Source organism: Azospirillum sp. UENF 312511 (assembly GCF_058780635.1).
This window is the reverse complement of the sequence record NZ_JBSNCG010000003.1, coordinates 2123113-2145510: the sequence shown is the minus strand read 5'-3', so window position 1 is coordinate 2145510 and position 22398 is coordinate 2123113. Positions and strand designations below refer to the sequence as shown.

The window sequence follows — 22398 nt, the reverse complement described above, 5'->3', positions numbered from 1 at the left end:
CGCGCACGCGCCCATCGCGGCACAGGACTGCCGCATCCGGAAACGGGTCCACCGGGCTGGATCGACCGCAGTGTGCAACGTTTTGACCGGCGAAAGCACGTTACGGGCTTGCCGCCGCTTTTCTTACCACTTTTGAGCGGGCACACTGCACCCGGAGATCAGCGGATCGAGGGGTCCGCAAGAGCGACACGGGGGAGACGGGCTTGATGCAGCGCGTTGGCAAAGCGGCCAGGGCATGGATGACCGCGCTGGTGGCGGTTTCCGGGGCGGCGATGGTGTCGGGCTGCGCGCTCGATCCGGTCGGGCTGGCGATCGGGGCGGTGAGCACAGTGAACATGCCATCGGAAGCGTCGCTGGTGGCCGATATGGTTCCCTCCTACCGGGGCACGGACTGCAAGGCGCTGGCGTCGCTGCAGCGAGGGTACATCGACCAACTGCCCACGGTGGACCCGGCGTACCGCGAAGCGGTGGTGGTCAACATCAAGGCGGTGCGTCAAGTCATGGCGGAGCAGCGCTGCGCGGAGGGTGGCGGCACGGTGGCGGATGCGGGCTCCGCACCGGCGACGACCGTCACCACCGGCCCCAATGGCATCAGCGGAGCGATGGCCGGCACGGCCGCTCCCGCCGCGGCACCGGCAAGCGAGCCGCAGGGGGCGATGGGAGCGGCTGTGGGCCCGTTGACCGCCCAACTGGCACAGGCTGTCGGGCTGGATTCGCCGCGGGGTTTGGTGGTGACGGCGCTGATCCCGGGCAAGGCGGCCGAGCTGTCGGGCATCCGCGGCGGCGACGTGATCCTGGAAGTGCGCGGCGTCGCGGTGGGCGATGTGGTGCAGATGCGCGGTGTTCTGGGCGCGGTGCCCAGCGGGCAGAGCGTGCTGGTCAAGCTGTGGCGCGCCCGCGAGCCGCGCGAGCTGATCGTCGGCCCGATCATCAGCACGACCCCGGCCCTGCCGCCGGGTGCTGTGTACGCCGATGCGCCGGTCCTGGCGGCCGCGCCGGTGCGCGAGCGCTTCTGCGTGGCCCAGATGACCGGTTCGGGCCTGTTCTCGAGCAGCGTGCACTCGCCGCTGTTCACAGTGCGAAACGACGGCAGCGAGGCGGAAAGCGCCAAGCTGACGACGGCCTTTTGGGAGGCGGCGCGGAAGGCTCAACCCGGATACTGGCTGGCGCCGCACCCGCGGCCGACCTGCACCCGGGATTCGAAGGTCTGCACGTCGGCCAGCGCCGACTCCGACGTGCTGATGATGATGTGCGAGACGGACCGCAGGAAGGGCGCGGAGATCTACGAAGCGCTGCGGCGGGACAAGCCGCAGACCGAACTCCCCTGGTCGCCGCCGGCGTCGTGAGGCGAAGCCGGCGGAATCACCGTCCCGACAGCCGGTCCGCGATGTCGTGCATCCCCTGCTCGCGCAGGATCGCCTGACGGTGGCGGATGAGGCGGCGGGCCAGCGCCTTCTCGACCTCGGCGCCGCCGAGCAGGCGCCCCTGCGGATCGCGCAGATGGGTGGCGAGATGGTCGGCGAGCAGCGCCTCCTTCTTCGGGTCGCGGCGGTCGAGCGGCTGGGTGCCGTTCAGCGAGTGCTGGATGCGCTCCAGCAGGACGGCGCGGCAGCACGGCGCGCGCGCCTGGACGATCAGCGCGCCGACATGGGCCAGCAGCGGGCTGACCGGTTCGCTCTTCGGCTGCGGGTCGCGGCCCAGGATCAGGTCGGCCAGAGCGCACAGCCCCAGGGCGAGGTTCGGCTGTGCGCCCAGAAGCTCCTTCACCAGATCGGCGGAGCCCAGCGCGTCGGCCATCACCCCGTCGAGCAGGGCGAGGTGGCGCGGTTCCACCTCCGGCCCGATCAGGTCGAGCAGCATCTCCAGCTTGCCAGCCAGCGAATTGCGGTCGGCCAGATGAAACGTGAGCTGGCTGAGGAAGGCGAAGTCGTGCCCCTCCTCCCCCACCGCGGCGGCAAGGACCCGGCTGGACAGGGACAGGTCGGCGGAATCGAACGCCGGCAGGGCCTTGCGCTCGGCCTGGAAGTCGCGGGCGCGGGTCATCACGACGTCGGCGAAGCCCCGCAGCTCGCGCGCCCGCGCCGGCACGGCGACGCCATGGCGATCCGCGTGGTGGCGGGCCACCGCCTGGAGCGCCGCGCCCAGCAGCAGGCCCTGCTCGTCGAGCTTGCGCAGGTAGGTCCAGCTGTGGAGAAGCTCGGTCGGGGTGATGCGGAACTTGTCGAGGAAGGGGCGCAGCAGCCGGCCGGTGACCACCCGCGACTCGAACCCGTAGAGATCGCCGGGGGCCGTGCAGTAGGGCGCGCCCTCCGCCGTGCCGCCCAGCGCCATGGGCTTGTCCTTCACCACCGGAACGGCCTTCTGGAAGATCACCGTCTCCAGCGACAGTCCGGCCAGCGAGCGGAACCTGAGGGCCTTGACCTCCTCAACCCCGCTGACCGCCAGCCAACTGCGGGCGGAGGCCAGGGCTCGGCGCTCCTCGTCGTAGGTCCCTTCGATGGTCCAGCGACCCTCGCGGCGGATCTGGACCTCGAACGCGGTGCTGCTCTTGCCGAACACTGTGCGGGTTCCGTGGCTGTGGGCACGATGTCTGTGCACAACCAGTAGCCGAACGCCGCCGCCCGGCCTGTGACGATCGTCACCGCGGCGGGGCGCTGCGGCAATCGGTCACCCTGCCCCGATCACCCCGCCCCGATCACCCCGCCTGTGTCAGCCCGCCTTCTCCGCCGGCACCACGAAGCTGTCCATCACCTTCTTGCTGCCGGCCTGATCGAAGTCGATCTCCAGCTTGTCCTGGTCGACCGCCGTGACGGTGCCGTAGCCGAACTTCTGGTGGAACACCCGCGCCCCCTTCGGGAAGGGCGCGTTCGGACGGGCGCGCGGGGCGACCTGATAGGAACCGCTGTCCAGCGTGATGGTGCGCGGCGACGGGGGCTGCTGGCGGCCTGCCGCCTGCTGGCCGGCGCGGAAGGCGGCGTAGCTCGACGAATCGCGGAAGCTCCCTCCCCCGCCAAATCCCCCGCCGCCGGCGTTGCCGCCCGGATAAAGGCCGCTCGCCGCCTCCGCCTCGACGTCGCCGCCGGGGATCTCCTCGACGAAGCGGGAGGGGATGGCGCTGACCCAGTTGCCGTAGAGCCGCCGGTTGGCGGCGTGGCTGATGTAGGCCCGCTTGCGCGCCCGGGTCAGCCCGACATAGGCGAGGCGGCGCTCCTCCTCCAACCCGGCGATGCCGGTCTCGTCCAGCGCGCGCTGGTTGGGGAACACGCCCTCCTCCCAGCCGGGCAGAAAGACCATGTCGAACTCCAGCCCCTTGGCCCCGTGCAGGGTCATCACCGTGACCTGATCGACACCGGCGGCCTCGGCGTTTTCCATGACCAGCGCGACATGCTCCATAAAGCCCGACAGGTTCTCGAACTCCGCCATGGCGGTGATGAGTTCCTTCAGGTTCTCCAGCCGGCCCGGCGCCTCGGGCGTCTTGTCCTCCTGCCACATGCGGGTGTAGCCGGACTCGTCCAGCACCATGCGGGCCAGTTCGGTGTGCGGCATGGTCGCCGACAGGGTGCGCCAGCGGAAGAAGTCCTGAAGCAGGTTGCGCATCACGCCGCGCACCTTGGGCTTCAACTCGTCCGTCTCGGTCAGCGCCCAGCCCGCCTCGGTCAGCGGCATCCCGCGCGAACGCGCCGCCTGATAGAGGCATTGCAGGGCCGCCGGGCCGACGCCGCGCTTGGGCACATTGACGATGCGCTCGAAGGCGAGATCGTCGTCGGGCGAGTTGACGACGCGCAGATAGGCCAGCGCGTCGCGGATCTCCTGCCGCTCGTAGAAGCGCGGGCCGCCGATCACCCGGTAGGGCAGGCCCAGCGTGATGAAGCGCTCTTCGAACTCGCGGGTCTGGAAGCCGGCGCGGACCAGGACGGCGATCTGGGCGAGCGAGACGCCCTGGCGCTGCAGCGCCTCGATCTCGTCGCCGACCCAGCGGGCCTCCTCCTCGCCGTCCCAGACGCCGCGCACGCGCACCGGCTCGCCGCCGTCCGCCTGGGTCCACAGCGTCTTGCCGAGCCGCCCCTTGTTGTTGGCGATCAGGCCGGAGGCCGCCGACAGGATGTGGCCGGTGGAGCGGTAGTTCTGCTCCAGCTTGATGACGGTGGCGCCGGGGAAGTCGGCCTCGAAGCGCAGGATGTTGCCGATCTCGGCGCCGCGCCAGGCGTAGATCGACTGGTCCTCGTCGCCGACGCAGCAGATGTTCTTGTGGGCCTGCGAGAGGATGCGCAGCCACAGATACTGGGCGACGTTGGTGTCCTGATATTCGTCCACCAGGATGTATTTGAACTTGCGGTGGTATTCCGCCAGCACGTCCGGGTGCTTCTGGAACAGCGTGATGTTGTGCAGCAGCAGGTCGCCGAAGTCGCAGGCGTTCAGCGTGCGCAGCCGCTCCTGGTAGGCGCGGTAGAGCGCCACCACGCGCCCGCCGGCCACGTCGCCGCCGTCGCCCTCGTTCAGCCGGTCCGGGGTCAGGCCGCGGTCCTTCCAGCGCTCGATCACGCCCAGCACCTGCCGCGCCGGCCACTTCTTGGAATCGACGTTCGCCGCCTCCAGAAGCTGCTTGATCAGGCGGATCTGGTCGTCCGTGTCGAGGATGGTGAAGTTGGACTTCAGCCCCACCAGCTCGGCATGGCGGCGCAGGATGCGCGCGGCCAGCGCGTGGAAGGTGCCCAGCCACCAGCCTTCCGGCTCGATCCCCACCAGATGGGCGACGCGCTCGCGCATCTCGCGGGCGGCCTTGTTGGTGAAGGTCACCGCCAGGATCTGGAAGGCGGCGGCGCGGCGCGTCATCAGCAGATGGGCCAGCCGGGTGGTCAGCACGCGCGTCTTGCCCGTGCCGGCGCCGGCCAGCACCAGAACCGGACCGTCCAGCGCCTCGACCGCCTCGCGCTGCACGGGGTTCAGCCCGTCCAGATAGGCGAAACGCTGCGCCGGCGCGGGGGCCGGGGCGCCCGCGTGGCTGAGGGGATCATGGCCCAGCGGATCGTCGTAGGCGTAGGGATCGGACATGCGGCACCGGATTTCCTGGGTGGGCTCCCCCGCGGTCGGGAGACGCCCTTCATCGAAAGAGGACACCGTATATAGCACGCCCCCCGGCGCATCGAACCCCTTCCCTTGACGGAACGGCCAGGGCGCTCCGCCAATGGGCATGGACCTAGGCCCATGGGCAGGGATGGACGCGACCCGCACTATGTCCGACACCATAGCGCTTGTCTTACCACAATCGCTCGAAGTCACATCGGCCATAGGAGCCCAAGAATCACCCGCAGTCACAGACAAATCACAGGCAGAACCGAATTCAAGACCGATTGATTATTCCCGGTGAGACATTCGTGAATGGTTCGTTGGACGGTTTGTCTTATTTCGGCTTAGGGCATATGCCCATTGCGAGACATAACTTTTCCTTTGGGGAAATTTTCTGTTCCGCAAATCCGGGGTAAGGTCCAATCAGATCGTGGCACCCCGAAACCAAACGGACAGCCGCGGAGAGCGGCCCTCCCCCCGGACCGGATGTCCACGGAGGCGCCAGTCAACGACCGAATTGAAACAAACAGAGGGCGGGTAGGAACAATGGACCCCGTGAACGTTTTCCTGATCGACGCGAACAAGCTCTTCCGCGAAGGCATGAAGCGTCTGTTCGAGAACACGCCCTTCAAGGTGATGGGCGAGGCCGGCACCCTGCGCGAGGGCGTCCCCGCGGTCGAGGCGGCGGGCACCCAGCCCGACCTGGTCCTCATCGACCTCGTCAACGGCGGCGAGGACGAGGCCGACCAGCTCCGCGCCCTGCGCGACGGCCACCCCGGCATCCGCGTCGTCATCCTGACCACCGACCTGTGCACCCGCCGCCTGTCGGGCGCGCTCGGCGCCGGCGCCCACGGCTACCTGATGAAGGACATCGCCTGCGAAGCGCTGATGCAGTCGCTGAAGCTGGTGATGATGGGCGAGAAGGTGTTCCCCACCCACCTGGCCGAGCTGCTGATCAACGGCCGCAGCGATGAGCTGGCGACCGAGGTCCCGGCCCGCCGCAAGGGCCTGTCCCAGCGTGAGATCCAGATCCTGCGCTGCCTGCTGAACGGCAACTCCAACAAGATGATCGCCAACCACCTCCACATCACGGAGGCTACGGTGAAGGTCCATCTGAAGAGCCTGCTGCGCAAGATCAACGCCTCCAACCGCACCCAGGCGGCGATCTGGGCGCTGAACAACGGCATCGGCGACCAGCCGGCGGAAGCCGCCGGGGTCAGCGCCAACGTGGTCTGATCCATCGTCCTGCTTCTTGCGGTTCTGCCTTCCCGGCACCCACAACGCCGGCCGCGCCATCCCGCGGCCGGCGTTGTCGCGTCCGGAGCACCCGTTTTGGGTGCGACGACACGCCATAAGTGGTGCGCCATAGGACCAAAGGCCCTCTTCCGCCTCGAAATGATGATGGCTATTTCGGCAATACGCTCCGAATTTGTTTGGATCGCAGCCCCGACACGATGAGCATCATGGAATACAGCGCGGAAAAGCCGACCCTGAACGTTCTGCTTGCCGACGATCACCTGCTGTTCCGGGACGGGCTGCGGCGTCTGCTCGCCCAGTCGGACGACAGCATGGTGTTTCACGAGGCCGGGACGTTCGACGACGTCCGCCGCCTGTGCGACGGCGCCATCGCCTTCGACCTGATCCTCCTGGATCTCGGCATGCCGGGATGGAACGGCTTCTCCCTGCTCGGCGAGATCCACCAGCGGCTTCCCAAGGCGCTGCTGGTCGTGGTGTCGGGATCGGAAAAGCGGTCGGACCTGCTGGCCGCGCTGGAGAACGGCGCCGCCGGCTTCATCCCGAAGTCGAGCAGCGCGAAGGTGCTGATGGGTGCCCTGCAGCTGGTGCTGGCCGGCGGCGTCTATCTGCCGGAACAGGCGATCCGCGGCGACCGGATGACCGACAGCGCGCCGCACGCCGGCAACGGCTCAGGCGACGCCGATCCGCTGGGCTCCCTGGCCGACGGGGCGGGCGACCAGTTGACCCCGCGCCAGCGCGACGTGCTGAACCGCCTGCGCGACGGCAAGTCCAACAAGCAGATCGCGCACGAACTGGGCCTGACCGAAGGCACCGTGAAGGTGCACGTGACGGCGATCCTGCGCCAGCTCGGTGTGCGCAACCGCACCCAGGCGGCGATCACCGCGAACGGTCTCTGACCGGACGCCCTTTCCGGGCCCGCTCCGCTCAGGCCCCTCCCCGCTCCACCGAAGCGACCAACGCGGCCAGAGCGCCGCGGATGGCCGATTCGTGCTTGGCGGGCAGAACCTGCTGGCCGGGAACGGTCACCACCGTCAAGGTGCGGCAGCCGGTCAGGCGCTGCTCCAGGAAGGACGCGCCCGCAAAGCCGTCCGGCACGTCCTTCCCCTGCACCAGCGTGACCGGGACGCGAACCGCGTCGAGCGCGGGCGCCATGGCCTGAAGCTCCGCCGCGCTGTCGCGGACGACCGGCGGCAGGATGCGGGCGGCGATGCGGCGGAACACGCCCGGCCGGGCCGCCTCCTCGGTCATCGGGTCGATCAGCAGAAGGCCGCCGACCAGCTCCGGAAAATCCAGCACGGCCCGCAGCGCCACCGGCACGCCGTTGCCGCAGCCGATCAGCAGCGGCTTTCGCGAACGGCGGAGCGTCAGCAGCGGGCGCAGCGCCGCCGCCGGCACGCCGGGGTCGCCGCCGCGCAGCCGGGAGGCGCCGCTGATCGGCGCCGGGTCGGGACGCGGCACGGCCACCCACTCCTGCCCGGCCGGAACGGCGCGCAGCAGGCGGGTCCAGGCCCGGGATTCGCTCGACGCCGCATGGACCAGGATGATGCGCCGTCCGGCGGGATCGCCGGCGACGACGCAGCCCGGCCCCACCTCCCGCGATGCGCCGCAGCGTGCGGTTGGCGCCTCGCCGGGGGACGACGGCACGATGCCGAACGCGACCCCCGCGGGCCGCCCGGCGCTGCTGTGTATGGTCAAGGCTCCGCTCCCCGATTCCCGAACACGTCGCGGAGATCGTCTCCGCCGATTGACAGGGAGCCTAATGGAGGGCCTGCAGCCTTGTCCCGTACCATAAAAAGGCCCGAAATGGCGCGAACGGTGGCCGCAAATCCCGAAAATCGCAGGTTTTTACCCCAATTGTTGTGCAGTCCCGCCATTATCGGCGAAATCCGCACAAGAATTGGGACTATCGAGGGCCGAAAACGTCAGTGGGCCGGCACCATCCCGGCACCATCAGTGAATGGTGTTGCCATCGGGAAGCGCCTCAACCGGACGGTCGTCGCGCGGCTCGGACGGGCGGTGCAGCTCGCGCATCAAATCCCGCCAGTCCGGCGACCCGCCGAGCTGCTGGATCAACTGCGTGGAGAAAGCGAACACGGCCATCTCCAGCGGCCCGTTGTCCTCGGCGTGGGCGTTGACGGTCAGGCAGGACTCCGCGGCGCTGACGAAGATGGCCGACGCGATGGCCACCCCCGGCCCCGGTTCGGGCAACGGCACCGGCGCCGGGGCGGACCCGGTGGTGCGCAGGGCCGACAAGTTCTCCACCAGCAGGCGCGTGCGGATGGCGGTGTCGATCGCCGCCCCCATGGTGTAGCCGGCCTCCGACTCCGCGGCGGAGCGCAGCAGGCGCAACCCCGCGATCACCCCGTGGGCGACGTCGGCGGTGCCGGCGCGCTTGGCCGCCGCCGCGATGGCGGTGCCAAGGATGGCGGTGACCACCGGCGCCATGCTTTCGGCGTCGTCGCCCATGACGGCGGTGTCGGTGGACTCTTCGTGGTTCTGGACCTCGTTCATGCGGCCTCCGATCCGGTGATACCCTGGATGGCGTGCGGCGCGGACCCCGGTTCCCTGCGGAACCGCTTTTTGCTCAAAGGCCCCTCGTTCGATCTGTGGCCTTTCCGGAGGGCATTCAAGCCACCGGAAGCCGGGAGGGGATGAATCTTTCGATGCGCCACTTTCGCCGATCCCTCCTCTGGGCGAAGCCGCCCGCCATCCCCACATGTGCGGGCAAAAGGAGAAACACCCGATGCCCTTCCTCAGCCTTCTTCTCAACATCCTGTGGGTGGTGACCGGCGGCATCTGGATGGCCGCGGGATGGCTCCTCGCGGCCGTCCTGATGGTCCTCACCATCGTCGGCATTCCGTGGGCGCGATCCGCCTTCACGATCGCCTGGTACACTCTGTTGCCCTTTGGACAAACCGCCGTCCGCCGGGATGAGTTCCGTGGCCGCGAGGACATCGGCACCGGCCTGCTCGGCACACTGGGCAACATCCTGTGGTTCGTGCTGGCCGGCTGGTGGCTGGCGCTCGGCCATCTGGTGGCCGCGGTCGGCCTCGCCATCACCATCATCGGCCTGCCCTTCGCCTGGGCGCATCTGAAGCTCGCCCTGCTGGCCCTGTGGCCGGTCGGCACCGAGATCGTGACGGTGGACGAGGCGGAATCCCGCCGCCGTCTGCTCGGCCGCGGGGCCTACTGAGCAGACGGCTCCCGCTCCGCCATGCCCTTCAGCATGACCGAGGCCCGCCAGAAGCCGAGGTCCGCCCCATCCACGAAATGAACGTGCCGGTCGGCGGCGAGGTCGCCGACCAGGCAGGTCACCGTGGAAGCCGCCGCCCGCGCCGTGCCGTAGCGGATGCGCCCGGCCGCCGCGTGGCCGGCCAGCATGGCCTCGATGGCGGCGGCTTCCGTCTCCGTCACGTCGAGGACGAGGCGCGGCCCGCCCGCCGACTTGCGGAAGTCCGACCGTTCGGCCATGCCGCGGCGGTAGCGGTCCGGATCGAAGCCGGCCACCCGCCACCCGCCGCCCAGAATCGCGGCAAGCAGCGCGGATTTCCCGAGAAGCGACAGGACGCAGGCCAGTCGCCGCCCGCGCGGGCGCGTGCGCGCCTCCAGCCACAGCGACCGCCAGGAGGGCGGCCAGCGCACTGCCAGCCGTTCGCCCATGCCGAGCGGCGCCGCCTTGGCGGTCGGCACGATCCGCTCGATGTCGGCCTGAACCTGGGCCAGCACCGGCAGCCCCGGACCGCCACCGGGCAACGGGTCGACGATCACGCACAGGATCACCCCGCGTCCGCTGTTCACCGGATTCCAGCGGCAGGACACACCCTCCAGCCCGGTCAGCGGGCCGGGTCGCGGCTCCAGCCGCCAGCGCGGATCGGCCTTCACCCAGGCGTCCGCCGCCGTGACCCCGCGCCCGAGGAACAGGCCGAAGGCGTCGCCGTTGCCGAAATCCTGCAGGGCGACCAGCACCTCCAGCCCCTCGTCGAGAAGCGCCCGCACCGGCACGAGGCCGACGCGCAGAGGCACGTCCATCTCCGTCGCCGCCCAATGGGCGAGCGCCGCCAGCGCCTGCTCCGCCGCCGCCCGGCGGCCCGGCGGAACCGCGGCGATGGCACCGTCCCCGCCGAACTGGCAGGCGGCGGGCTGCTCCGGCTCCCGCACCGCCTCGGACAGGACGGCGACCACCGCGGCGGCGACGAAATTCACGTCGCGGTGCCGCCCCTCCGCGGCCAGACAGGTGCTCGCCACCACGTCGGCGACGGCCAGCGACCAGTCGCCGTCCAGCGCCGCGTAATGGGCGGGATCGGCGGCTTCGGCGGTGAAGTCGTGGATGGAGGGCAGTGGCATCGCCTTGCTCACGCCAGGAGGTTCCGGGGACGGGCCGCTGCAGTCTACGCCCCGGCCCGCGCCCTGTGAATCACCCCCATGAAGCGTTCCCTGAACCCATCCGCAATGGACCCATCCCGGATTGTCGGTCCAGCCCGTCCGTTCCATCGTGCCGCGGTCCAATCCGGGGAGGAACGCCATGGGATTCGCGAGCGACTGGAAATCCGCCAAGACGGCTTTTGAAACCGCCACCGGCAAGAAGAAGCCGAGCGCCAAGTTCATGGGCGTCTTCCACAAGTCCGGGCTGGAGGACGTGACCAAGGCGCTCGACAGCGCCCTGGGCAAGAGCGACGCCAAGGCGCTGGAGAAGGCGCTGCTCGACTATGTGAAGAGCGCCACCGCCTATCAGACGACGCTGGAGAAGTCGGCCAAGACCGAGGGCGTCGCGACCATCGCGGCGGAGCTGAAGAAGCTCGGACAGGCGCTGGACGACATCGGCCGCCGCGCCGGCGTGGCCGTCAACGAGCGCATCGCCGAGATGCGCGAGGACGCCGAGGCGGAGAAGGCCAAGGAGGCCGAGGAGCAAGGCAAGGCCGCCCGCGCCATCGCCGACAAGGTCGCGGTGCAGATCGACGGGCTGCTGAAGGCCACCAACGCCGACATCAAGCTGCTCGATCAGGCCGCCGCCAACGCCGACCTCGCGCTGCGCAACGTGCTGGAGGCGCAGGGGGCCGGCAACGCCAAGGAGGCGAAGGCCCAGGTCGCCGCGGTCCAGGCCGCCGCCAAGACGGTGGACGCCCAGGCCAAGAAGGTCGCCGCGACCGCCGTCCAGGCCGCCAAGCTGTTCAGCCAAGCCAAGGCCGCCGTCGCCAAGATGAAGCTCGACCCCAAGCAATATGGCGGGCGCGACCCGGCCCAGGGGGCCTTCGACCGCGCCGACGCCATCGTCATGAAGCTGGACCAGTTGAAGGACGACACCGCCGAGGCCGCCACCGAGGCGGCTGGCATCGTCAAGGAGGCCGCCCAGGCGCTGAAGGGCGCCCTGGACCTGCGCGCCACCTATCTGGCGAGCTGCCGCAAGCTGGCCAAGCGGGCGCAGGACGCCGACTCCTTCTACGACAACATCGCCCGCGACGTCGGTGGGCAGGCCGACCGCGCGCAGCAGGAGCAGATGGTCGCCGAAGAGGCGGAGGACGACAAGCGGGCGGCTTCGATCAAGACGGCCACCTTCTACATCACCCAGGTGCGCCAGCAGGCCGCCCAGGCGAAGAAGGAGATCCTCGCCGCCGCCAACGAGATCACCGGCACCCGCAAGTCCTTCCCGGCCATGGTTTCCGACAAGGACCCCGACTTCGGCCCGCTGCTCGCCGAGGCGAAGGTGTCCCTGGACGGGCTGAAGGAATCGCACGCCGCCCTGACCAAGGCCGAGACCAAGATCGACAAGGTCGAGACCGCTCTCAAGAAGCTGGGGTAAGAGGCGTGACCGCCGAAGCCTCCCGCGCAGCCCGGAGTGCGTGGGAGGCTTGGCGCGCGGTCACATCATGACTTCGGTCAGGCTGTCCATCATCTCCCGCTCATGCTCGATCAGCATCAGCTCCTCGCCCATGAAGTCGCGCATGGACACGACGCCGACGACGCGGCCATCGCGGACGACGGGCAGATGCCGCAGGCCATGGTCGGCCATCCGGCGCAACGCCTCGCCCACCGTGATGTCGTGGGCCGCGGTGACCGGGCACGGGGTCATCACCTCCGACAGCCGGGTCTGATCCGGGTCCAGCCCGTCGGCCACCACGCGGTCGGTCAGATCGCGCTCGGTGAAGATGCCTTCGATCTGTTCGTTGATGGAGGCGGTGACGACGATGGACGCCACATGGGCGGCCTTCATCTGCCGCGCGGCATCCCGCACCGACGCCCCCGCCGGAAGGCTGACCACGCGGCGGCGGTTCAAAAGATCTCCGATGTTGCGATGCATCATGGCTTTCCTCCTCCAAGTGCGGATGTTTTGGAAGACCACGGCGGCTGTTTTCATTGGTCTGACCGCCGCGCCCGCGCCTCGTCATCGGCTTACGCCTCCTTTCGCCGTTCATTTGCGGATGCGAAAAGAATACCGCATCTGCGAAATGCCGAAACGGGCGAAATCTGTTCACAGACCTATTTATCAAGTGTTGAAAAAGGTAATCACTTTCTCACCACTTGACGAGCAAAGCCACCGCAAAACAACGTCATGGTTGCCATGACGGCGCAACATGCGACAAAACCACTCACCATTGCCCGACGGCGGTGGTTCTGGCATGAAAAATCAGACCTTTCCCGCTGGCGGATCAGGCTTAACCATTATTAAAGGAAATAGGTCCGAAACTCCGGACAATTGCAGTTCTGTCACGATGTCGTCTGGAAAGGGCCTGGGCCGCCATGTCGTGGTTGTCGAAATTGAGCGGACGAGGCAAATCCACCGCGGCTTCCGCGTCCAACGCCAAGGAACGCCCCGCCGATCCCCCGACCATCCGGATCGACAGCCACGAATATGTGCCGGAGGAGTTCGTCCTCGGGTCTTTCCGCATCCGCCCCTATGACGGCGATTTGATCGCCAAGCAGCAGTTCGACTTCCGCATCCTCTTCCGGCTCGGCGAGGAAAGCTTGGATTTCGCCTGCCGGGGCGTCGTCGTGAAGATGGACGAGCAGGTCGGCCTCGTCGCCCGCTTCCACCAGCCGCCACCGGTTCACACGCGCAAGTTGATCGAGTATCTGAAGCTCTGGAAAGGTCTGTAAACGCGGACCGCTCTCCCCCGCAAAAGGAAGGCCCGCCGTCACGACGGCGGGCCTTCTTCATTCAGCCTTCATGCGGCGGCACCGGACGGACCGCCGGTCAAGCGGTCTCCAGCGCCTTGCGGCTGTGCAGGGCGATCATCTGCTCCTCGTCGGTCGGGATGACGTAGACGGGGATGCGGCTGGTGGGGGCGGAGATCAGCGGGCCGTTGGCCTCGTTGGCCGCCGGGTCGATGACCACGCCCAGCCAGGCCAGCTTGTCGCCCACCCGCGCCCGCACCGGGGCGGAGCGTTCGCCGATGCCGGCCGTGAAGACCAGCGCGTCGATGCCGCCCATGGACGCGGCAAGTGCGCCGGTCTCCTTGGCGATGCGGAAGCAGAACAGCTCCACCGCCTCCCCGGCATGCGGGTCCTCGCTGTCCAGCAGGGCGCGCATGTCGTTGGACAGGCCCGACACGCCGAGCAGGCCGGACTTGTTGTAGAGCAGCTTCTCGATGGCGTCGGCGCCCATGCCCTTCTGGCGCATCAGGTAGATCAGCACGCCGGGGTCGATGTTGCCGCAACGGGTGCCCATGGGCAGCCCGTCCAGCGCCGTGAAGCCCATGGTGCTGTCCACGCTGCGCCCGGCGTGGATGGCGCACATGCTGGCGCCGCTGCCGAGATGGGCGACCACCACCCGGCCATCCGCCAATTCCGGAGCCAGCTCCGGCAGGCGGCGGGCGATGTACTCGTAGGACAGGCCGTGGAAGCCGTAGCGGCGCACGCCTTCGTCGGTCAGTTCGCGCGGAATGGCGAACATCTGCGCCTGCCAGGGCTGGCCGCGGTGGAAGGCGGTGTCGAAGCAGGCGACCTGCGGCAGTTCCGGATGGGCCTCGGCCAGCGCGCGGATGGCGGCGAGGTTGTGCGGCTGGTGCAGCGGGGCCAGCGGGATGAAGCTCTCAAGCTCCTCCATCACCGCCGGGGTCAGCAGCACCGGGGCGGCGTGACGGGTGCCGCCATGCACGACGCGGTGGCCGGCGGCCAGCAGCTTCGCCCCGTCCAGCCGCCCTTCGATCCACTCCAACAGGAAGGCCAGCAGGGCGGTGCGGTCGGACGGCTCGCCCGCCGCCCAGACCCGCTCGGCCAGCGGACGCTTGGCGGCATCCTTGGCCTCGAATTTCGGCTCGGTGCCGATCCCGGAGATCTGGCCGTTGATCGTCACCCGCAGCCCCCCCGCCCCGCTTTCCCGGAAGACCGAGAATTTCAGGCTGGAGGAACCGGCGTTGATGACCAGGATGGCGTTGCCGCCACCCGCGTTCTGGCTGGTCATGACGGTCGCCCCTCTCACTCGGCCGCAGCGGCGGCGCCACGGCGGCGGGCGGCGGCGGCCAGGACGGCCACGGCGCAGGACGCCAGACGGGTGCGGACGTTGTCGGCGCGGCTGGTCAGGATGATCGGCACGCGCGCGCCGAGCACGATGCCGGCGGCGTCGGAGTTCGCCAGGAAGGACAGCTGCTTGGCCAGCATGTTGCCGGCCTCCAGGTCCGGAACCAGCAGGATGTCGGCCTGACCGGCGACCTCGGACACGATGCCCTTGGTGCGGGCGGCCTCCAGGCTGATGGCGTTGTCGAAGGCCAGCGGGCCGTCGAGGATGCCGCCCTTGATCTGGCCGCGGTCGGCCATCTTGCAGAGTGCGGCGGCCTCAAGCGTCGAGGCGATCTTCGGGTTCACCGTCTCGACCGCCGACAGGATGGCGACGCGCGGCGTCTCGACGCCCAGCACCTTGGCGAGGTCGATGGCGTTCTGGACGATGTCGACCTTGTCTTCCAGCGTCGGGTAGATGTTGATCGCCGCGTCGGTGATCAGCAGCGTGCGCGGGTAGGTCGGCACGTTCATCACGAAGACGTGGCTGAGCCGCCGGCCGGTGCGCAGGCCGGTCTCCTTCCGGACGACCTCGGCCATCAGCTCGTCGGTGTGCAGGCTGCCCTTCATCACCGCCTCGCACTCGCCGGAGCGGGCCAGCCGGACGCCGGTCTCGGCCGACGCGTGGGAATGCGCCACGTCGACGATGCGGTAGCGGCTGATGTCCAGCCCATGGGCCTCGGCGACCGACTTGATCTTGGAGGCCGGGCCGATCAGCACCGGGTCGATCAGGTTGGCCTCGGCGGCCTCGACCGCGCCCTTCAGCGAGCTTTCGTCGCAGGGATGGACGACGGCGGTCGGCACCGGGGGCAGCGTTTCCGTCTTGCCCAGCAGCTCGTCATGGCCGTCGTGGCGGATGACCTGGACCTGCGGCAGTTCGTGCGCGGCGCGGCGGACCTTGCGGGTCGGCGCGATCACCTCGGCGAGGCCGGAGACGACCTCCTTGCCGTCCTGGTTGCGGGCGACGCAATCGAAGACGACGATGTTCTTCTCGGCGTGCTTCTCCTTGGCGGTGACCGTCACGGTGATGACGTCGCCCAGGCCCACCGGGCGCTTGAAGCGCAGGTCCTGGCCCATGTAGATCGTCCCCGGACCCGGCAGCAGCGTGCCCAGGACGGCCGAGATCAGCGAGCCCGACCACATGCCATGGCCGATCACCTTGTGGAACTGGCTGTCCGCCGCATACTCCTCGTCGAGGTGCGCGGGGTTGATGTCGCCGGACACCGTGGCGAACAGCTCGATGTCGGACATGGTCAGACGCCGCGACAGGCTCGCCTGCTGGCCGATCTGGATTTCCTCGAAGGTGACGTTCTCGATCATGGCTGAGCCGTTCTTGCCGAAGTCGGGGGTGGCGGGCGCAATAACACGGTCCATTGGAGAAGCTCCTCAATCGGATAGCGGCTCGGAATCGCATGATCCCCGGGCCGAATCCTCCCGGCCTGCGGATCGCCCTGTCGTCCGCGGCCTTTTTGTTGGACCCCTGGATCGGTTGGCCCGGGAAGGGCCGCCCGCCAGGGGCCGGTTCGGGGTGCCCTGAATAACGCGGCACCGTGAAAGAGATGTGACAGGGTGGCGCATTTCGCGGTTCCGTTGCGGTGCAACAATGTCGCACCCCCCGTCGCCGCGTCGGCACCGCCGCCCCACCGCATCCCACGCCGACCGTCTTCGACGACCGGCGGAAATGTCGTTCCGTCACGGTCTTACGACGGCCCAAGGTCTCACCCCATGACCTATGTCAAGCGGTTGGAAGACGGACATTGTTTACTTCCCGGCACCACAAACCGCTCGCGCAGCATTGTATCACTGAGCAGGCGCAGCATGGCAAGACCTTGCGTGCGGAGACGCAGGATTGACGGATCGTTGGGTTTTTCGTGAAAAGGCGAAGAAGGCACCCGACCATCCCTGCCGATTTTGCGGCGCACAGGCCCGCTGCGCGCATGGCAAAGCGGCGGCAAAGCCGGCTCCGCCGGACCGGCTCAGGCGCTGGCCACCGATGTGGTGGGTTCCTCGGGCAACGGATGGTGACGGTCGCCGACCATCAGCACGGCAATGGAGAAGACCGTGCCCTTGCCCACGCGCGATCGCACATCGACCTGATGACCGAGGATCTGCGCGGTGCGCCGGACGATCGACAGACCCAGCCCCAGCCCGCGCCCGCTGTCCCGCTGGTCGGTGCCGCAGCGGTAGAAATCGTCGAAGATCAGCTTGAGCTGGTCGGCGGGGATGCCCGGCCCGGTGTCCCACACCTCGACCAGCGCGTGGCCGTCGCGGTGCCGGCAGCCCAGCAGGATCGCCCCGGTCCCGGCGTAGCGCAGCGCGTTGACCAGCAGGTTGCGCACCATGCGCTCCAGCAGCACCGGATCGCTGAGCACATAGGCGGAGGTCGGGACCATCCGCAGGACCATGCCCCTGCTGGCCGCCTGCTCGGCGAACTCGCGGTTCAGCCGGTCGGCAATGTCCTGGAACGGGAAGACGGTGGGGCGCGGCTTGACGTTGCCGGCCTCCAGCGCGGAGGTGTCGAGCAGCGTGTTGAGCAGCGTGTTGCCGGCGGCGATCGCCTCCCCCAGCTTGTCGGCCACCTCAAGCTGCTTGGCGTCGGACAGGCGGGCGGAGAGGATGTGGTGGAACAGGCTCATCGCCTGGAAGGGCTGGCGCAAATCGTGGCTGGCCGCGGCGAGGAAGCGCGATTTGGCCCGGTTGGCCCGCTCCGCCTCGTCATGGGCCTCGGCCAGCGCTTCGCGGATGCGCACCCCGTCGGAGATGTCGATGGCGGCGCAGATCACGCCCGACACCGCCCCGGCTTCGTCCCGCAGCGGCTCGACGATCAGGTCGAACACCTGCTCGGGACCGGGCGCCGCCCCGATGCGGACCTCCTGCCGGGCGCCGGTGCCGGTGTCCAGAACGGCCCGCTTCACCGCGTCCAGCCGCGCCGCGTCGTCCGGGGCGTGGATGTCGGCGTTGGTCCGCCCGATGAAGGTTTCCGCGGCCCGCCCGGTCTGCGGGTTGTACATCCACATATAGCGCAGGTTGCGGTCCAGGCTGAAGACGGCGACCCGCGAATGGCGCAGCGCCATGCGGAAGCGCTCCTCGCTTTCGCGCAGCGCGCGGGCCATGGCGGCGCGGGCGCGGGCCTCGGTCACCAGGAAACGCTTGGCCTGCGCCTCGCGCCGGGTGTAGCCGGCCAGCGCGCCGGTCAGCAGAAGTCCCATCACCAGGACGATCCAGGCCGGATAATCCGCTGGCGCCAGTTCCGGTTCGGGCGGAATCGCCAGCACCAGCGTCCAGCGACGCCCACCGATCACCAGATCGCGTTCGAGCACCGTTTCGCCGTCCTTGCGGATGTCGCGGAAGGACACGCCCTCCCGGCTCGCCGACGGGGCGTCGAGGTCGCGGGACGCCAGGATGCGTCCGCCATCCTCCGCCGGCCCGTCGAGCAGATGCACGGCCCCGTGCAGACCATTCACACGGTTGCCCGCCTCCTCCAGCAGGCGGGCGATGCCGAAGACCGAGGCGACGTAACCGGCGATCTCGGCGCAGCGGTCGGCCCCGTCCATTTCGTCCACGGAGTAGCGGTAAACGGGAAGATACAGGCCGATGCTGCGACCAGTTTCCCCCTGATGGCGCGGCGGCAGGGCCTCCGTCGCCGTCAGGTCGCCGGATGCGCAGGCCCGCACCAGCACCTCCGCCCGGTTGGGCAGGGAAAGAATGTTGATCCCCTGCCCGAAGGCACCGCTCCGCTCCGGCTCCATCAACGTGTTGACGAACAGATCCCCATGGGAAGCCGCCAGGGCCGGGCCGCGGATGCCGTCGCCCGTCTCGTCCGCGTCCCGGACAGCAAAGTCCCGGCGGCCGGCGGCGCGCATTTCCGCTTCCAGCGCGGGAACCTCAGCCGACGGAATGCGGCTCACCCAGGTAACCGACCATAAGCCGGGATAGAGCGGCATGATCGGCCGGACCGCGGCCGCGAATCCGTCGCGGTTGGCCGGGCGGGGGTCCGAAAAGGCCGAGCGCAGCGTGCGCAGCAGCAGCGTGTGGCTTCCGATCCGCTCCGTCAGGGCGTCATGGAACTGAGCGAACTGCCGCTCGTGATGCGTGCGTTCGTCCTCCCGGTTGGCGGCGCGCATCTGGAAAAAGGCGCCGAAGGTCAGCGTCAGGCCCGCGGCGACCAGCACCGGAACCGCAAACGAGACCCGCCTCCTTCTATCCAGCAGCGCCATGCCACCCGTTCCCAACGGCGTTTTCACCAAAATCGTCGGATCGTTCGACTATAGCAAGCAGGACTGCGAGTCGATAATGGAAAAGCCCTTATCCTCCCAAATGGATAGTTGGTTTCAACGAGGACATGAGGCCCGCCGACTATTGATTGTCACTTGCAGCGGGATTGCGCTCACATTTCGATGTCAATTCTGCAATACAAGGCGCAGGGCAACGTTCCGCCTTTGAGAGCGACCCGAAACCTTCTCAGGACTTCAGCCGCTCGCGACCGAGAAGCCGCGCCACCGCCCCCCGCAGGGCCATCGGCGCCACCGGCTTGTGCAGCAGCGGATAGCCCGACAGCCGCGCCTCGCGCAGGCGCATCGGATCGGTGTCGCCGGTGAGGATCAACCCGGGCAGCGTGGCGTCGAGCGCCTTGCCGATCTGGCGGATGGCGACGATCCCGTTCATCGCCCCCTTCAGCCGCAGGTCGGAGATGACGAGGTCGGGCGGCTGCGGGTCCGGCCCCAGCCGCTCCAGCGCGGCGTCCACCGAATCCGCGGCGACCACCGCGCAGCCCCATTGGCCGAGCAGCGCGCCCAGCGCCTCCAGCACCATCGGGTCGTCCTCGATGACCAGCACGCGGGCGCGGCTGACGTCCGCGCCGGGAGCGGGGCCCGCATCGCCGGCGCCGGGCTCCACGGCGGGAGGCGACTCGTCCGCACCATCCGCCGCCTGCGGCACCAGCACCGCCAGCATCGTGCCGTGGCCCGGCGCCGAGTTCGACCTCCAGCCGGTGCCCCAGCCGCCGCGCCAGCCCGCAGGCCAGCCGCAGGCCGAGGTCGATCACCGATGGATCGCCCGACCCGTCCGGACGCTGGAACTCCTGCCGCAGGGCGAGCAGTTGATCGGGCAGCAGCCCGCGACCGGTGGACCACAGCTCGATCCGCAGATCCGCCCCCTGCCGGCGGCAGCCGAGCACGACCCGCCCCCGCTCGGTATGGCGCAGGGTGCTGGCGACGAACCCCTGGAGGATGCGCTCCAGAAGCGAGGCGTCGGTGGCGACCCGCACCGAGCAGGGCAGCACCGAGAAGCGCAGCCCCCGCCCGTCGAAGCGCGGGGCCGCGTCCAGCGCGATCCGCGTCAGGATGCCGTTGACCACGGGCGTGCCGATGTCCGGCTGCACCAGACCGGCTTCCAGCCGCACGAGGTCGAAATGCCCGTCCACCATCCCGCGCAGCGACTGCACCGCGTTGCCCATGGCGTTCAGCAGGTCGCGCGCCGCCGGGTCGTTGAGGGCGCCGGACCGGGCCGTCGCGCTCTTCCCACCGCCCATGGCCCCGTCGAGCCGCCCTTCCAAAGCCCCCAGCAACAGCGACAGGGCGGCCAGCGGCTGGCGCAGGTCGTGGCTGGCCGCGGCGAACAGGCGCCCCGACAGGTCGCCACCCGCCGCGGGTCCGCCGTCCATGGCGCCCTCTCCGGCGGTGCGGCGGACGAACCCGCCCCCGCTGAGCGGCCAGTCCGTGACGGTGTGACCGGGCGGCAGGCCGCGGAACAGCGGGGCCAGCGCTTCCGGCAAGGCACCCTGGACCAGAAGGCGCCCGGCATCGGCCAGCGCCTCCGCCGCCTCGTTCCAGGCGGTCAGCCGGTCGTCGGCGTCGAAGACCAGGACCGCGCCATGCCGTCCCACGCCAAACGGATAAGCTCCTTCGCTCGTCACGGGCGGCGTCTCCCACTGCGTGCACGCGATTTTCCGGCGACCGGAAGCGGTCGCCTTGCGAACAGGCTACGAAAGCGGCGTCGCGGATCAAGCCCACCGTTCGTCCGACCCCCGACAGGACTATTCGGCATGCACCCGCATGGCAACCGCGAGGCCGCTGGCCACGCAAACAATTTCATGCACTTTTATATAAAAGTCAAGAAAAGGCCCTGAGCAGCCCCAGAGCGCCGTAGTAACGACAGGAGTTGTCGCAATTTGTCGGTTGCATGTTCCTCAAAATTTTTCGATCATGCGACCAATGGATGCCGTGACCGAAACCCCTTTCCGCGACCGACAACCGGAGGCGGCAACGCCGGCTGGCGCAGACCCTGTTGCGCTTTTGAATGGTCACATTTCGGTCGGACATGGCTCCACCGGCCATGCACCGGCTGGCGACGCCTTGGTCGGCGCGGCGATGGCTGCGCTGGCCGACGGCGTCGGCGTGCTGGCTGCGATCATGGACGGCTCGGATATCAGGGGCACGGGCACCATCACCGATTTCGAGTGGCTGACGGCCAACCGCGCGGCGGAACGGCTGTTCGGGCATCCCCTGGCCGGGCGCCGTCTCCGCGCCGACGATCTTCAGGATGGCGACGGTGCCGGCCTGTTCGCCTGTCTGGCCGACTGCCTGATGGAGAAGCAGACGGTGCGCCGCCTGGTGGTCGCCCCCGGCGGCGCGCGCTGGCGGATCGCCGCCACCCCGTTCGACATGCCTTCTCCTGGCGCCGGCCTCGCGGCGCCAACCGTCTGCGTATCCTTGGTGGAACTCGGCCCCGAGGTTCCCACCGTGCCGGAATCGGACCGCGCCCATCGGGCCAAGGCGGAATTCCTGGCGCACATGAGCCATGAGCTGCGCACCCCGCTGAACGCGGTTCTCGGCTTCTCCGAAGTGCTTCTGGCGGAGACCTTCGGCCCGCTCGGCTCCCCCCGATACCGCAGCTACGCCGCGGACATCCACGCCAGCGGCACGCATCTTCTTTCGCTGATCGACGGCATCCTCGACCTGTCACAGAGCGAGACGACGCGAACGGAAATGCAGGAGGAGGCCATCAATGTGGCCGACGCCGCCCGTCAGGCGCTGGCCCAGGTGGGCGACAAGGCGGCGGCCCGCGGCGTGGACATCGGCGAGGACCTGTCCGGCGACCTTCCCCTGCTCTACGGCGACGCCCGGGCGCTTCAGCGGATGCTGACCAACCTGCTGTCGAACGCGGTGAAGTTCACCCCGTCGGGCGGACAGGTGATGCTGTCGGCCAGCCCCATGCCGGACGGTGGAATCGGGCTGATGGTGGCCGACACCGGCGCCGGCATCGCCGAGGACGAGATGGCCCGCGTCCTGGAGCCTTTCGGCAGCGCCGACATGACCGTACCCCGCGGCCCCACCGGGACGGGCATCGGCCTGCCCGTGGTCAAGCGGCTGATGGAGATGCACGGCGGACGGCTCGACCTGTACAGCGAACCCGGCGCCGGCACGACCGCCATCCTGATGTTCCCGCCGCGGCGCAGCCTGCCCCATGCCGCCTCCCATGGGATCCCTCAGGGCGTGGCCTGAGCCGGCGCCCGCCCCTCTCGCCATACCCCTTTCTCGCGGCCCGGATTCGGCAAAAGTCCCTTGGCAAAGGTGCGAAGCCGGG

General features: G+C 69.1%; 18 protein-coding genes and 1 pseudogene. 8 read left to right on the top strand and 11 right to left on the bottom strand.

Annotated features, from left to right (window positions below):
* The first annotated feature begins 206 nt into the window (after window positions 1–206).
* Entirely contained in the window at window positions 207–1346 is a 1140-nt protein-coding gene (locus tag ACWPN7_RS21550) for a PDZ domain-containing protein (protein WP_149648404.1), read from the top strand.
* A gap of 16 nt (window positions 1347–1362) precedes the next feature.
* Here the strand turns inward: ACWPN7_RS21550 and ACWPN7_RS21545 are convergent, their stop codons facing one another.
* Window positions 1363–2559, bottom strand: a complete 1197-nt coding sequence (locus ACWPN7_RS21545) for a hypothetical protein (RefSeq protein WP_451992643.1) — start codon at window positions 2557–2559, stop codon at window positions 1363–1365.
* Window positions 2560–2709: 150 nt separating this feature from the next.
* Window positions 2710–5052 (bottom strand): ATP-dependent helicase, encoded by a 2343-nt coding sequence (locus ACWPN7_RS21540; protein ID WP_038526454.1) that lies wholly within the window; start codon window positions 5050–5052, stop codon window positions 2710–2712.
* A 561-nt stretch (window positions 5053–5613) separates the two neighbouring features.
* Here ACWPN7_RS21540 and ACWPN7_RS21535 point away from each other — a divergent pair.
* Together ACWPN7_RS21535 and ACWPN7_RS21530 are read left to right on the top strand one after the other, a co-directional pair.
* Window positions 5614–6303 carry a LuxR C-terminal-related transcriptional regulator gene (locus ACWPN7_RS21535; protein WP_059398640.1) on the top strand — a complete coding sequence of 230 codons (690 nt, stop codon included), beginning with the start codon at window positions 5614–5616 and terminating at the stop codon, window positions 6301–6303.
* 254 nt (window positions 6304–6557) lie between these two features.
* A complete protein-coding gene (locus tag ACWPN7_RS21530) occupies window positions 6558–7220 on the top strand; it encodes a LuxR C-terminal-related transcriptional regulator (RefSeq protein WP_038530569.1) in 663 nt (220 codons plus the stop codon).
* A 28-nt stretch (window positions 7221–7248) separates the two neighbouring features.
* Here the strand turns inward: ACWPN7_RS21530 and ACWPN7_RS21525 are convergent, their stop codons facing one another.
* Entirely contained in the window at window positions 7249–8019 is a 771-nt protein-coding gene (locus tag ACWPN7_RS21525) for an alpha/beta fold hydrolase (protein ID WP_456530108.1), read from the bottom strand.
* Window positions 8020–8274: 255 nt separating this feature from the next.
* Window positions 8275–8835 carry a hypothetical protein gene (locus tag ACWPN7_RS21520; protein WP_201042023.1) on the bottom strand — a complete coding sequence of 187 codons (561 nt, stop codon included), beginning with the start codon at window positions 8833–8835 and terminating at the stop codon, window positions 8275–8277.
* A gap of 232 nt (window positions 8836–9067) precedes the next feature.
* Between ACWPN7_RS21520 and ACWPN7_RS21515 the strand changes: the two genes are divergently transcribed.
* Window positions 9068–9517: a YccF domain-containing protein gene (locus ACWPN7_RS21515; protein WP_103039224.1), complete on the top strand. Its 450-nt coding sequence runs from the start codon at window positions 9068–9070 to the stop codon at window positions 9515–9517.
* Here the strand turns inward: ACWPN7_RS21515 and ACWPN7_RS21510 are convergent.
* The gene (locus ACWPN7_RS21510) at window positions 9511–10680 is read right to left on the bottom strand and encodes a DUF3095 family protein (RefSeq protein WP_459195938.1); all 1170 of its coding nucleotides are present in this window, start codon (window positions 10678–10680) and stop codon (window positions 9511–9513) included. The genes ACWPN7_RS21515 and ACWPN7_RS21510 overlap by 7 nt on opposite strands.
* A gap of 166 nt (window positions 10681–10846) precedes the next feature.
* Between ACWPN7_RS21510 and ACWPN7_RS21505 the strand changes: the two genes are divergently transcribed.
* Window positions 10847–12121: a hypothetical protein gene (locus tag ACWPN7_RS21505; protein WP_459195939.1), complete on the top strand. Its 1275-nt coding sequence runs from the start codon at window positions 10847–10849 to the stop codon at window positions 12119–12121.
* A 60-nt stretch (window positions 12122–12181) separates the two neighbouring features.
* Here the strand turns inward: ACWPN7_RS21505 and ACWPN7_RS21500 are convergent, their stop codons facing one another.
* The gene (locus ACWPN7_RS21500) at window positions 12182–12622 is read right to left on the bottom strand and encodes a CBS domain-containing protein (protein WP_014241257.1); all 441 of its coding nucleotides are present in this window, start codon (window positions 12620–12622) and stop codon (window positions 12182–12184) included.
* On the opposite strand from ACWPN7_RS21500, the gene ACWPN7_RS21495 reads away from it, so the two are divergent.
* Together ACWPN7_RS21495 and ACWPN7_RS21490 are read left to right on the top strand one after the other, a co-directional pair.
* Complete coding sequence (locus ACWPN7_RS21495; RefSeq protein WP_459195940.1) at window positions 12621–12884, top strand: hypothetical protein; 264 nt, start codon at window positions 12621–12623, stop codon at window positions 12882–12884. The genes ACWPN7_RS21500 and ACWPN7_RS21495 overlap by 2 nt on opposite strands.
* A gap of 175 nt (window positions 12885–13059) precedes the next feature.
* Window positions 13060–13416, top strand: coding sequence for a hypothetical protein (locus tag ACWPN7_RS21490; protein WP_038526437.1), 357 nt, complete (start codon window positions 13060–13062; stop codon window positions 13414–13416).
* Window positions 13417–13513: 97 nt separating this feature from the next.
* Here the strand turns inward: ACWPN7_RS21490 and ACWPN7_RS21485 are convergent, their stop codons facing one another.
* The 5 genes and pseudogenes from ACWPN7_RS21485 to ACWPN7_RS21465 all read right to left on the bottom strand — a co-directional run.
* Window positions 13514–14722, bottom strand: coding sequence for an acetate/propionate family kinase (locus ACWPN7_RS21485; RefSeq protein ID WP_456524226.1), 1209 nt, complete (start codon window positions 14720–14722; stop codon window positions 13514–13516).
* Between the two features lie 14 nt (window positions 14723–14736).
* Window positions 14737–16134, bottom strand: a complete 1398-nt coding sequence (locus ACWPN7_RS21480) for a bifunctional enoyl-CoA hydratase/phosphate acetyltransferase (RefSeq protein WP_081863017.1) — start codon at window positions 16132–16134, stop codon at window positions 14737–14739.
* 656 nt (window positions 16135–16790) lie between these two features.
* The gene (locus ACWPN7_RS21475) at window positions 16791–19031 is read right to left on the bottom strand and encodes a CHASE domain-containing sensor histidine kinase (protein WP_459195941.1); all 2241 of its coding nucleotides are present in this window, start codon (window positions 19029–19031) and stop codon (window positions 16791–16793) included.
* Window positions 19032–19275: 244 nt separating this feature from the next.
* On the bottom strand, window positions 19276–19767 hold the full coding sequence (locus tag ACWPN7_RS21470) for a response regulator (protein ID WP_492273438.1): 492 nt from the start codon (window positions 19765–19767) through the stop codon (window positions 19276–19278).
* 490 nt (window positions 19768–20257) lie between these two features.
* Window positions 20258–20476 (bottom strand): annotated as a pseudogene (locus ACWPN7_RS21465) (histidine kinase dimerization/phospho-acceptor domain-containing protein); the annotation flags it as partial.
* Between the two features lie 706 nt (window positions 20477–21182).
* Here ACWPN7_RS21465 and ACWPN7_RS21460 point away from each other — a divergent pair.
* The gene (locus ACWPN7_RS21460) at window positions 21183–22316 is read left to right on the top strand and encodes a sensor histidine kinase (RefSeq protein ID WP_459195943.1); all 1134 of its coding nucleotides are present in this window, start codon (window positions 21183–21185) and stop codon (window positions 22314–22316) included.
* Window positions 22317–22398: the final 82 nt, after the last annotated feature.

Bases quoted from the DNA above. Each gene is read 5' to 3' on its own strand.
- ACWPN7_RS21550 (WP_149648404.1), top strand. From the start codon at position 207: ATGCAGCGCGTTGGCAAAGCGGCCAGGGCATGGATGACCGCGCTGGTG.
- ACWPN7_RS21540 (WP_038526454.1), bottom strand. From the start codon at position 5,052: ATGTCCGATCCCTACGCCTACGACGATCCGCTGGGCCATGATCCCCTC.
- ACWPN7_RS21535 (WP_059398640.1), top strand. From the start codon at position 5,614: ATGGACCCCGTGAACGTTTTCCTGATCGACGCGAACAAGCTCTTCCGC.
- ACWPN7_RS21520 (WP_201042023.1), bottom strand. From the start codon at position 8,835: ATGAACGAGGTCCAGAACCACGAAGAGTCCACCGACACCGCCGTCATG.
- ACWPN7_RS21515 (WP_103039224.1), top strand. From the start codon at position 9,068: ATGCCCTTCCTCAGCCTTCTTCTCAACATCCTGTGGGTGGTGACCGGC.
- ACWPN7_RS21505 (WP_459195939.1), top strand. From the start codon at position 10,847: ATGGGATTCGCGAGCGACTGGAAATCCGCCAAGACGGCTTTTGAAACC.
- ACWPN7_RS21495 (WP_459195940.1), top strand. From the start codon at position 12,621: ATGGCTTTCCTCCTCCAAGTGCGGATGTTTTGGAAGACCACGGCGGCT.
- ACWPN7_RS21500 (WP_014241257.1), bottom strand. From the start codon at position 12,622: ATGATGCATCGCAACATCGGAGATCTTTTGAACCGCCGCCGCGTGGTC.
- ACWPN7_RS21490 (WP_038526437.1), top strand. From the start codon at position 13,060: ATGTCGTGGTTGTCGAAATTGAGCGGACGAGGCAAATCCACCGCGGCT.
- ACWPN7_RS21485 (WP_456524226.1), bottom strand. From the start codon at position 14,722: ATGACCAGCCAGAACGCGGGTGGCGGCAACGCCATCCTGGTCATCAAC.
- ACWPN7_RS21480 (WP_081863017.1), bottom strand. From the start codon at position 16,134: ATGATCGAGAACGTCACCTTCGAGGAAATCCAGATCGGCCAGCAGGCG.
- ACWPN7_RS21475 (WP_459195941.1), bottom strand. From the start codon at position 19,031: ATGGCGCTGCTGGATAGAAGGAGGCGGGTCTCGTTTGCGGTTCCGGTG.
- ACWPN7_RS21470 (WP_492273438.1), bottom strand. From the start codon at position 19,767: ATGCTGGCGGTGCTGGTGCCGCAGGCGGCGGATGGTGCGGACGAGTCG.
- ACWPN7_RS21460 (WP_459195943.1), top strand. From the start codon at position 21,183: ATGGCTGCGCTGGCCGACGGCGTCGGCGTGCTGGCTGCGATCATGGAC.